Raw genomic sequence first — 11,414 nt, forward strand, 5'->3', positions numbered from 1 at the left:
AAACATTTGCTCACGCCCGGTTTTGCCGGGCGTTGTTTTTTTTAGCGCGCAACAGGTTACAATAACCGCCGGTGATAGATACATGGAGCCTGCGCGCAATGTCACAGCCCAATCTTAGCGAAACGTTATTCAAACCCCGCTTCAAACACCCTGAAACTTCCACGCTGGTACGCCGGTTTAATCGTGGCGCGCAATCGCCGATCCTGTCGACCCTTGATGGCAAAAATGTGCCGCACTGGTATCGCATGCTCAACCGGCTGATGTGGGTTTGGCGCGGCGTGGATCCGCGAGAGATCCTCGAAGTACAGGCGCGCATTGTGATGAGCCAGGCTGAACGCACTGACCCGGAATTGTATGACACGGTGGTGGGTTACCGTAACGGCAACTGGATCTATGAATGGTCCGTGCAGGCTATGTCGTGGCAGCAAAAAGCGATGCAGGAACCCGCGCCAGAAATCAGTGGCAAACACTGGCTGCATGCGTCCAGTTTGTTCAGCATTGCCGCTTATCCTCATATTAAAGGTGATTCGCTCGCTGAGCAGGCGCAAGCGCTGGCGAACCGCGCGTATGAAGAGGCGGTGCAGCGTCTGCCGGGCGAGATCAAAGAGCTGCAGTTCGCCATTCCCGGCGGCACGCCGGTCACCGGATTTTTGCATATGCCACCTGGCAATGGCCCGTTTCCGACGGTATTAATGTGCGGTGGGCTGGATAGCCTGCAAAGCGACTATTACACCCTGTTTGAACGCTATTTCGCGCCGCAAGGCATCGCGATGCTGACGCTGGATATGCCGTCGGTTGGCTTCTCTTCGAAGTGGAAACTGACACAGGATTCCAGCCTGCTACACCAGCATGCGCTGCAGGCGCTGCCGAACATTCCCTGGATCGATCACACGCGGGTGGCGGCGTTTGGCTTTCGCTTTGGCGCGAATGTGGCGGTGCGCCTGGCATACCTTGAATCTTCGCGCCTGAAAGCGGTGGCTTGCCTTGGGCCGGTGGTGCATGCACTGTTAAGCGATCCGCAGCGCCAGGGACGCGTGCCGGAGATGTATCTGGATGTGCTCGCCAGCCGCCTGGGGATGCACGACGCTTCCGACGAGGCGCTGCGCGTGGAGCTGAATCGCTATTCGCTGAAAACCCAGGGTTTACTCGGCAGACGTTGCCCCACGCCGATGCTTTCCGGTTACTGGCAAAACGATCCCTTCAGCCCGGAGGAGGAGTCGCGTTTAATCACCTCGTCATCTGGCAACGGCAAACTGCTGGAAATCCCGTTTAACCCGGTTTATCGAAATTTTGATAAGGCGTTGCAACAAATAACCGGATGGATCAACCATCATTTTCGTTAATAGATTGATAAATTCTATCGGTTTGGTAAAACAGTTGCTTCACAAAAGGAGATCGCAATGACGTTACCGAGTGGACATCCGAGAAGCAGGTTGATTAAAAAGTTTACTGCGCTGGGGCCTTATATCCGCGAAGAGCAATGCGAAGAGAACCGTTTTTTCTTTGATTGCCTGGCAGTTTGCGTGAATGTTAAACCCGCGCCGGAAAAACGAGAGTTCTGGGGCTGGTGGATGGAAATGGAAGCGCAGGAGACACGTTTTACCTACCGTTATCAGTTCGGCCTTTTTGATAAAGAAGGGCAATGGAAACCCACGGCGATAAAAGATCAGGAAGTGACCGATCGTTTAGAGCACACGCTGCGCGATTTTCACGAACGTGCGAAAACCCTGCTGGCTTCACTTGAGCTGAAGCTGGAACCTGCCGAAGACTTCAAAGAACAGTTGAAGCTCACCGCGTAACTCCCCGCATAAAAAAAGCCCGATAGCTCGCGCTTATCGGGCCTGGCCGCAGTTTTCCGGCCTTCCACCTGAATCAGGTTAAATAAATGCCCTCTTGCGAGGGCATTCGATATAACGAGGGGTATTACCGGTGCTACAACTTAGAACTGGTAAGTCACGCCAACCGCAACAACGTCGTCGTTCGCCAGACCCAGTTTGTTGTCGTCTTTCAACTGGTTGATTTTATAGTCAACCATCGCAGAGAAGTTTTTGTTGAAGTAGTAAGTTGCGCCAACGTCGATGTAGTTAACCAGATCTTCGTCGCCAACACCTTTTTCCAGATCCTTGCCTTTAGTCAGGACATAACCCAGAGATGGACGCAGACCGAAGTCGAACTGGTACTGGACAACCGCTTCGAAGTTCTCGGTTTTGTTAGCAAAACCCGAACCCAGCCCGGTGCTCGCTGCGGCAGATACTGGTGTCATGTTGTAAGCGACGCCGTACATGGTGGCGATATACAGGTTGTTAGCATCGTATTTCGCGCCGGTTGCCCAGGCTTCGGCTTTCTCGCCGCGACCAAACGCTGCGGTGTTCTGTGCGTTGGTACGATCAGAGTTCGCATACGCGCCAATCAGGCTGAATGCGCTGCCGCCGAAGTTATAGGAGAGAGAAGTACCCCAGCCGTCGCCGTTCTGTTTATTGACAGCGCGGTTGCTTTCGTTTTTACCCTGGTACTGCAGGGTCATATTCAGACCGTCGATCATGCCGAAGAAGTCGGTGTTGCGGTAAGTTGCAACACCAGAGGTACGCTTGGTCATGAAGTTATCGGTACGAGTCAGGCCGTCACCACCGAATTCCGGGAACATATCCGTTACGGAAGCCACGTCGTACAGCACGCCCAGGTTACGACCGTAGTCGATAGAACCAAAATCTTTGATTTTCAAACCAGCAAACGCCAGACGGGTTTTCTGGCTGGTCGCTGAGTTGTTGTTGTTGGTTTCGTCGTTGTTACCAGCAAATTCAGCTTCCCAACGGCCGAAACCGGTCAGCTGATCGTTAATCTGTGTTTCGCCTTTGAAACCGAAACGCACGTAAGTTTTGTCACCGTCGTTGGTGGTATCGTCACTGAAGTAGTGCATGGCTTTTACTTTGCCGTACACGTCCAGTTTGTTGCCGTTCTTGTTATAAACTTCGGCTGCGTGAACAGAAGAAGCAGAAGCGACAACGCTCATCACCATTAATGCCAGAGTGCTCTTTTTCATTTTGATTCCTGATTTGACTAACGCGCTAATATTCGCTGGGCATACGCCCCGTGAAAAACAGGAAGGGTTTTAACGCTGCGAAATTAAAGATTTATGACAAATTAAGAATATTTTTAAAAAGTTATGTTTTTTTGTATTTGCCATAAAAGTGTCAAATCCTGCCGCTACGCTTGCTGATCCCGCGCAACAAAAAAGTGGGCTGACAGCTCTGGCAGTTGGCAATCGCTCTCACTCCTGTTACAACGTCTGACGACGATTTACTTTCCTTATATTTCCTTAAAAAAACGGCAGAGAATCATGAGTGACAGCCAGACGCTGGTGGTAAAACTCGGTACCAGTGTTTTAACGGGCGGATCCCGTCGCCTGAACCGCGCCCATATTGTTGAACTGGTGCGCCAGTGCGCGCAGCAACACGCCGCCGGGCATAGAATTGTAATTGTGACGTCTGGCGCGATTGCCGCCGGACGCGAGCATCTGGGCTACCCGGAACTCCCCGCGACTATCGCGTCGAAACAGCTGCTGGCAGCGGTAGGGCAGAGCCGTTTGATTCAACTGTGGGAACAACTGTTTTCCATTTACGGGATTCATATTGGGCAGATGCTGCTGACGCGCGCCGATATGGAAGATCGTGAGCGTTTCCTCAATGCGCGCGACACGCTGCGTGCGCTGCTCGACAACAATATCGTGCCGGTGATTAACGAAAACGACGCCGTAGCCACCACGGAAATCAAAGTCGGCGATAACGATAACCTCTCCGCGCTCGCCGCTATCCTTGCCGGTGCCGACAAACTGCTACTGCTGACCGATCAGCAAGGCCTGTTTACCGCCGATCCGCGTAGCAACCCGGACGCGGAACTGATTAAAGACGTTTACGGCATCGACGATGCGCTGCGCGCGATTGCCGGGGACAGCGTTTCCGGCCTCGGTACGGGCGGGATGGGCACCAAGCTGCAAGCGGCTGACGTTGCCTGCCGCGCGGGGATCGACACCATTATCGCTGCGGGCAGCAAGCCAGGTGTGATTGGCGATGTTGTGGAAGGGATTTCCGTCGGCACGCGCTTTCACGCCCAGGAGTCGCCGCTGGAAAACCGTAAACGCTGGATCTTTGGTGCACCGCCTGCCGGTGAAATTACCGTTGATGAAGGCGCAACGGCGGCCATTCTTGAACGCGGCAGCTCCTTGTTGCCCAAAGGCATTAAAAGCGTGACAGGCAACTTTTCCCGTGGTGAAGTGATCCGCATTCGTAATCTGCAAGGTCGCGATATCGCCCACGGCGTAAGCCGTTATAACAGCGATGCGCTGCGTCGCATTGCCGGGCAACATTCGCAGCAGATTGACGCCATTCTGGGCTACGAATATGGCCCTGTCGCGGTGCACCGCGACGACATGATTACCCGTTAAGGAGCAGAAGTATGCTGGAACAAATGGGCATCGCTGCCAAAGCAGCGTCATACAAGCTGGCATTGCTCTCCAGCCGCGAGAAAAACCGCGTGCTGGAAAAAATCGCTGATTATCTCGAAGCGCAGGCGCAAGAGATCCTGCTCGCGAACGAACAGGATCTGCTGGAAGCTCGCCGCAACGGGCTGAGTGACGCGATGCTTGACCGGCTGGCGCTCAACCCGGCGCGCTTAACCGCGATCGCCAATGATGTGCGCCAGGTTTGCAAACTGGCGGATCCGGTAGGCCAGGTGATTGACGGTGGTCTGTTGGACAGCGGATTGCGCATTGAGCGCCGCCGCGTGCCGCTGGGCGTGATTGGTGTGATTTATGAAGCGCGTCCTAACGTCACCGTGGATGTCGCTTCTTTGTGCCTGAAAACCGGTAATGCCGCGATCCTGCGCGGTGGTAAAGAGACCTGGCGCACCAACGCCGCCACGGTAAAAGTTATCCAGCAGGCGCTGGAAGAGTGCGGCTTACCGGCCGGCGCGGTGCAGGCTATCGAAAGCCCGGATCGCGCGTTGGTGAATGAAATGCTGCGCATGGATAAATACATCGACATGCTGATCCCGCGCGGTGGCGCTGGTTTACATAAGTTGTGCCGCGAACAGTCGACCATCCCGGTGATCACCGGAGGTATCGGCGTGTGTCATATCGTGGTTGATGACTCTGCGGAAATCGATCCGGCGTTAAAAATCATCGTTAACGCGAAAACCCAACGCCCCAGTACCTGCAACACGGTGGAAACACTGCTGGTGCATCAGGGTATCGCGCAGCGATTCCTGCCCGCGCTGAGTAAGCAGATGGCGGAAAGTGGCGTGACATTGCATGCTGATGAACTGGCGTTGCCGCTGCTGCAAAACGGCCCGGCAAAAGTGGAAGCGGTAAAAGCGGAGCAGTATGACGACGAGTTTTTATCACTGGATTTGAATGTGAAAATCGTGGCGGGTCTGGATGACGCCATCGATCATATTCGCCAGCACGGTACTCAGCACTCTGATGCCATCCTCACCCGTACATTGCGCAATGCAGACCGCTTTATCAACGAGGTGGACTCCTCCGCAGTGTATGTGAATGCGTCTACGCGTTTTACCGACGGCGGGCAGTTTGGCCTCGGAGCGGAAGTCGCTGTCAGCACGCAGAAGTTGCACGCGCGTGGCCCGATGGGGCTGGAAGCGTTGACAACCTATAAGTGGATTGGCTTCGGCGACGACACGATTCGTGCTTAATTGAAAAAGGGTGATGCAAAAGTAGCCGGTTGATTCCCAAGGGCATTGACGCATCACCCGCTTAGTTTTAACCTTCTACTCCGTGATTCACGCTCGTGAACACATCGCAGGGCCGATATAGCTCAGTTGGTAGAGCAGCGCATTCGTAATGCGAAGGTCGTAGGTTCGACTCCTATTATCGGCACCACCCCAACTTCCTCAAACGTCCGTAACCATCCATAACGTCTCTGATTTATAACATTTTTACTGCATCTTTAATCCGTGTTAGTCCATAACCATCCAGTAGAATCCGGTGCTGAATGTGTATAGGATTGTGTATATGTTCCTGTTCGGTCTTGGATTCCTATACACATGCCTTTAAACGATATGCAGATTCGCCGCGCTAAACCTGAAGCTAAAGCATATACATTGGGAGATGGCCTGGGGCTGTCATTGCTTATTGAACCAAATGGAAGTAAGAGCTGGCGGTTTCGCTATCGTTATGCCGGTAAACCCAAAATGATTTCGCTTGGTGTGTACCCGACAATCACACTTGCAGATGCTCGTTCCCGTCGTGATGAAGCTCGGAAACTGGTCGCTGAAGGAAAGAACCCTAGTGAGGTTCGAAAAGAGCAGAAGCTCGCATTGCAAACCGAGTCTGAGAATGCTTTCGAAAAGATTGCCAGAGAGTGGCATCAAATGAAGTCAGCCAAATGGTCGGCAGGATATGCCTCGGACATCATGGAAGCTTTTCAGAACGATATTTTCCCGTATGTAGGTACAAGACCAGTCGGTGAGATTAAGCCCTTAGAGCTGCTTAACGTGCTGCGTAAAATTGAAAAGCGCGGGGCATTAGAAAAGATGCGTAAGGTACGACAGCGCTGCTCTGAGGTTTTCCGCTATGCTATCGCCACAGGGAGGGCTGAGTTTAATCCTGCGGCTGATCTCTCCAGCGCTCTCGAAGTACATCAATCAAATCATTTCCCGTTCCTGAAAGCCGATGAGATACCTGATTTTCTGCGTGCCTTAAACGGGTACACCGGAAGCCGGCTAGTCCTGATTGCCACGAAACTACTAATGATCACTGGTGTGAGAACCATCGAATTACGAGCGGCATTATGGTCAGAATTTGATCTGGATAACGCTATTTGGGAAATTCCCGCTGAAAGGATGAAAATGCGCAGGTCACATCTTGTGCCATTGTCTACTCAGGCGTTAGATTTACTCAATGAACTCAAGATCATGACAGGTAATTATTGTTATGTTTTTCCGGGACGAAACGATCCAAACAAGCCTATGAGCGAAGCAAGTATAAATCAAGTTATCAAGCGAATTGGTTACGCTGGACGTGTTACTGGGCATGGATTTAGACATACATTTTCAACGATTCTTCATGAGCAAGGATATGAGAGTTCATGGATTGAAATGCAACTTGCACATGTTGATAAAAACAGTATAAGAGGCACTTATAATCATGCTCAGTATTTGGATAAAAGACGTGGGATGCTTCAGTTTTACGGCAAGGAGATTTTAAATGGCAAGTATGACAATGCGTAAAGAAAATCTTTTAAGTAGAATTAAAACGACCAAAAAAAACAGCACGATTGTTGTTTTGGGACAAAATGGAGAGGGCAAGAGCCGCCTGCTCGTTAACTTAGTTAATCAAGCAAAATATTACAGTTATAATAATGTTATCGCTGTGTCAACAAGTCCTTTTGATAAATTTCCAATAAAAACTATATTTAAGGAAATTGAATATAGCTATGTTGGTGTTAAAGGCGGAGGGACTGGTAATTCAATTCTGTCATTAATAAGTTCAGCATCACTAGGTCTACTTGATTACAATAATAAAAATGATGGGAATATAGAAAGAATATTGGAGTTTCTGGGGGCAAGTTCAGAAGTTGAATATATATTTAAACTTAACGCTACACACTCAAAACTGTACAAGCAAAAGACTCTTTTCGGGAAGTACAGTTATTTCATTAAAAATTCCGGTTTAGAAGAAAAAAAATTGGAGTGTACTGACGATGAGTTTGAAGAAATTGAGAAGTATTTGTACTTATTAAGTGGTTTAATTGACAATAATAAAAACTTCAGAGTGCGATTGATTATTGGGAAGTTGGCTTATATTAGAAATCAACATGAGCGAAATTACGACATAAACAAAATGGTTAGTACTCTTTTGAAGTTTAATTTGATAAAACTAATAGATTTCAAGATAGAAAAAATAAATTTTGGCTGGATGTCTCTTCGCCTTGCCAGTTCTGGAGAACAATGCATACTTCTTTCTTTATTAGGCATAACTGCAAATATTTCTAATAATTCGTTAATACTGATTGATGAGCCAGAGATAAGCCTTCATCCGGAGTGGCAGGAACGGTATATTTCATTGCTCATGAAAATATTTGAACGATATAATTCATGTTTGTTTGTTATTGCGACTCATTCGCCGCAAATGGTTTCCAAGTTAAATCCTATAAATTCTTATATTTACACCATTCAGAATGATGAACTTCTGAATGCTGCTGAATATATAAAAAAATCATCAGACTTCCAACTTGCAAATCTTTTTTCTGCGCCGGGATATAAGAATGAATATCTTACCAGGGTTCTTATAGGTTTTCTAACTAGTCCTGAGGAATTTATTGGTAATGATAAATTATCTGAAATAAAGAATATAATTTCCCTCCGGAAAAACTTAGATTCAGCCGATCCTGTTTATAAGCTAATTGCCATTGCCAGTAAAGTCATTGCGAGGTTAGCATAATGCCTTTGAATCCTATTAATTATGCAGATGAAGATGCTGTTACTTATCGTAATTTCATTGCATTACCTGAGGATGAAAAAAATGGTAATATCTGGGATAGCGATGATGTTTCAATTGTAAATATAAAAAAATCAATAAAAGAACATTATATTGCAAATCAAGATTATACCTGTCCGTATTGTAAGCAGAGACTAGAGGTGAATCATAATGCCTCTTGGGATTCAGAGCATATTATACCTAAAAGCAGTCATCCTAAGTTTATGTTTGAACCACTTAACTTATGTGTTTCATGTAAAGATTGTAACAATGAAAAAAGAGACAAGTCGGTGTTGAGAAATAGCAGGCGAAAAACATTCCCTAGGGATTCTGAAGACTATAAAATAGTCCATCCCCACTTTGATGATTACAATGAGCATATAAAAGTTATAGAAATAGCAGGTTATTATTTTCCGTTGACGGAAAAAGGGAGGAAAACTATAGAGAAATGTGGTCTTCTGAGATTTACATATAAATTCACTAATTACGGCAACACTTCTCAGGAGAATAAAGAGACTATTCTGGCATTGGCTAGCAGGCTCATGGGGGCGAGTTCTCCTGCTGAGGAGAATGCTTTCTTAAGTATAATTGCAGATGCAGTGCAAGCTGGTCAGAAAATTTCGAAGAAAAGTTTTATAGAACAAATTGGTAATCATCAATAATAACGGTTAAAAACTTGTTATTCAAATAATCGGTAATCCACAAGGCATGAGCTGAATCATGCCTTATAAAGTTAAAAAACAAACACTGAATAAGTGAAGGCATTGTTTTATTCTATTTAATATATAAGTTACCACTGCTTAAAGATAAGTTTGTAAAGAAAAGGATTTTAATCATGTTAGCTATCATAGCTAATAAACAATAACCTTGCGCTCGTGCGCAATGCTCTCCCTGCCAAGCCTGCCCTCTTGGTTGGGAAGTGTTCATGTAAGTACATAGACAAGATCATACCGCTACGCGACCGATTGAGCGAGATGACGGTATAAACAGGTAAGCAGACAAACGCTTCAAAAGATACGGCTCGAAAACGGAAGCCAATGATTTTCCAAGCATCCACTGCCTTTTTCTTACCACCACGCCTCCCGACTCAGAACCTCGCTATTACCTCAAACACCATCGCATCCGTCACAGATACTCAAATACGAATCCTCGCGGTGTAACGATATTCTCAGACCACGAAAATAAATAAACACTTTAATGCTGGCGCGCAGTGCTTTCCCCGCCTCGCCTGCCCGCTTTGCAGGGCGGTTTAAATGCAGATGCATCACCGGGCTCAGGCCGCGCCGGGACTGGCGCGGGCGGGATTCAGGCTGGCAGAGAAATAAATGCAGTTAAATGCACCTGATGCATGCAGGGTATTTTTCGGAAAAATATCGGGATTTTTTGGCATTTTTTCGGGGTACTGAGAGTGCAGCCGGTAGCCAGTACCGGCGCACATAAATCAGAAGCTTTTCGGGGAATGATTACTGCTGAATATCTGCCAGCGTAACCGGCCTTTCCGGCATGGCCGGTTTGCGTATCACGCCGTCGAGTGCCTCGGTGGTGCGGAACGTGGCCGAGCATTCAATACTGGTGCACTGGTGATAGCGCTGTTTGAGGTTTTCCGTCAGATAGCGGCTGGTTCGTGTGTGCGCGGGCTGTCTGCAGAACGGGCAGTGAAACATGGCTCAGCCCTCCGCCTGCTTTCTCTTTCCGGCCAGTTGCGTGGCAAGCTGCGAACGCTTCAGCGGACTTTTATACAGCGCCATATCCACGCCGGTCAGCGGCGGGCGGTGCATGCCGAGTTGTGAGAAAACCGGCTCATTGTCCATATCAAAGTTATAAAATTGTGCCTGCACCGCAACATGCATGTGCAGCTCCTCAGCCAGAATGTCCGCCGGGCGCGTCGCACCGTTCAGCTCCAGCGCACGCAGGCGCAGACAGAATGCCCGCACCAGTGCCGGGCTGATGTCCCGCATGGCCTCTGCCCACTCTGCCTGTGCGCAGACGCCAAACGCCCGTGCATGCTCAGTGACATACGTTTTACCTGTCGTGCACGCTTCCAGCATGGCGCGGGATTTGTCCGTCTCCAGTTCAGCAATCAGGCCGGTGAACTCCTCCGCCAGCTCACGACCGGCGATGTGTCTGCTGTGTCCGGCCCTGAGCTCCGGTGTCATGGCACCACCGAGACTGCGGAAACGCTCGCGCCAGCTCTTCTCTGCTGCGGCGCTTTCCTCAAGCGCGTTCTGGCGTTCCTTTTCGCTGCGCGTGATGGCTGCGCCGATGTCGTTCAGTTTTAGCATGCTGCCGGTGTGAGCGGCTTTTGCCTCTGTAAAGGCCTTCAGGGCACGGTTGACGGCAGCGGCGTTATCCCCTGCGGCTTTTTTATGTACGGTCTTAAGGGCTCCGTCGATAACGGCGCGGGAGGCACCGGTCTGCGTGCTGCCGATGGTTTTCATGATGGAGGTCATAAGTTCAGTTTTCATGGCGGGGCTCTCTGTGTTGTCAATGTAAGCGCATTCTGCCGCGCCCTGCACAACGGGACGACCGGTTGCAGTTGTGGCCGGGATGGCACAGAAAACCGCTGAAAAAACCGGCTCGCCAGAAAGAGGTCCCAGGAAAAGCCCTCTTTCTGTTTGTTTTTCTGTAGTTAACTCTTCACACTGTTCACTGATAAATAAAATAATAAGTAATACAGTAAGTTAAAGGGTGAACAGTTGAGAGGTTAAGTGTTCACCGACTGTTCACCACTGTTCACTCCGGCGTTTAAACTCTTCCCGGCTCTTTATGTTTTTTTGAATTTTTTTCCCTGTTAATAAAAAGAATTTAATAGGCAGAAGTAAATTTAACTGACTTATTTTTAACCACCTCATCACTATTCCATCGTATTCGACACCATTCCACACCCGCCTGTTTTTCAGGCATTTTTACCGGCGTATCAGCA

10 protein-coding genes and 1 tRNA gene are annotated in these 11,414 nt (G+C 48.9%); 8 read left to right on the plus strand and 3 right to left on the minus strand.

Annotated features, from left to right (window positions below; genetic code table 11):
• Nucleotides 1-98: 98 nt before the first annotated feature.
• Entirely contained in the window at nt 99-1,343 is a 1,245-nt protein-coding gene (gene frsA / locus DFO56_RS15560; protein ID WP_020456689.1) for an esterase FrsA, read from the plus strand.
• Nucleotides 1,344-1,400: 57 nt separating this feature from the next.
• Nucleotides 1,401-1,799 (plus strand): sigma factor-binding protein Crl, encoded by a 399-nt coding sequence (crl, locus tag DFO56_RS15565; RefSeq protein WP_045509415.1) that lies wholly within the window; start codon nt 1,401-1,403, stop codon nt 1,797-1,799.
• Between the two features lie 140 nt (nt 1,800-1,939).
• Here the strand turns inward: crl and phoE are convergent, their stop codons facing one another.
• Nucleotides 1,940-3,040 carry a phosphoporin PhoE gene (phoE, locus tag DFO56_RS15570; protein WP_045509412.1) on the minus strand — a complete coding sequence of 367 codons (1,101 nt, stop codon included), beginning with the start codon at nt 3,038-3,040 and terminating at the stop codon, nt 1,940-1,942.
• Between the two features lie 297 nt (nt 3,041-3,337).
• Here phoE and proB point away from each other — a divergent pair, with 297 nt between their 5' ends.
• From proB to DFO56_RS15600, 6 genes are all read left to right on the plus strand, one after another.
• The gene (proB, locus tag DFO56_RS15575) at nt 3,338-4,441 is read left to right on the plus strand and encodes a glutamate 5-kinase (RefSeq protein ID WP_020456691.1); all 1,104 of its coding nucleotides are present in this window, start codon (nt 3,338-3,340) and stop codon (nt 4,439-4,441) included.
• Between the two features lie 11 nt (nt 4,442-4,452).
• On the plus strand, nt 4,453-5,706 hold the full coding sequence (proA, locus tag DFO56_RS15580; protein WP_045509409.1) for a glutamate-5-semialdehyde dehydrogenase: 1,254 nt from the start codon (nt 4,453-4,455) through the stop codon (nt 5,704-5,706).
• Nucleotides 5,707-5,817: 111 nt separating this feature from the next.
• Nucleotides 5,818-5,893: transfer RNA gene (locus tag DFO56_RS15585), tRNA-Thr, on the plus strand.
• A 164-nt stretch (nt 5,894-6,057) separates the two neighbouring features.
• The gene (locus DFO56_RS15590; protein ID WP_045509406.1) at nt 6,058-7,242 is read left to right on the plus strand and encodes a tyrosine-type recombinase/integrase; all 1,185 of its coding nucleotides are present in this window, start codon (nt 6,058-6,060) and stop codon (nt 7,240-7,242) included.
• On the plus strand, nt 7,220-8,455 hold the full coding sequence (locus tag DFO56_RS15595; RefSeq protein WP_052679801.1) for an AAA family ATPase: 1,236 nt from the start codon (nt 7,220-7,222) through the stop codon (nt 8,453-8,455). Before DFO56_RS15590 ends, DFO56_RS15595 begins: the two co-directional genes overlap by 23 nt.
• Nucleotides 8,455-9,153, plus strand: a complete 699-nt coding sequence (locus DFO56_RS15600; RefSeq protein WP_045509403.1) for an HNH endonuclease — start codon at nt 8,455-8,457, stop codon at nt 9,151-9,153. The genes DFO56_RS15595 and DFO56_RS15600 overlap by 1 nt, the downstream gene beginning before the upstream one ends.
• Before the next feature lie 801 nt (nt 9,154-9,954).
• Here the strand turns inward: DFO56_RS15600 and DFO56_RS15610 are convergent.
• Together DFO56_RS15610 and DFO56_RS15615 are read right to left on the minus strand one after the other, a co-directional pair.
• A complete protein-coding gene (locus DFO56_RS15610; RefSeq protein WP_045509402.1) occupies nt 9,955-10,155 on the minus strand; it encodes an ogr/Delta-like zinc finger family protein in 201 nt (66 codons plus the stop codon).
• 3 nt (nt 10,156-10,158) lie between these two features.
• The gene (locus DFO56_RS15615; protein WP_045509400.1) at nt 10,159-10,956 is read right to left on the minus strand and encodes a hypothetical protein; all 798 of its coding nucleotides are present in this window, start codon (nt 10,954-10,956) and stop codon (nt 10,159-10,161) included.
• Nucleotides 10,957-11,414: the final 458 nt, after the last annotated feature.

The sequence above is a fragment of the Kosakonia sp. AG348 genome (assembly GCF_003337365.1).
Taxonomy (GTDB): Bacteria; Pseudomonadota; Gammaproteobacteria; order Enterobacterales; family Enterobacteriaceae; genus Kosakonia.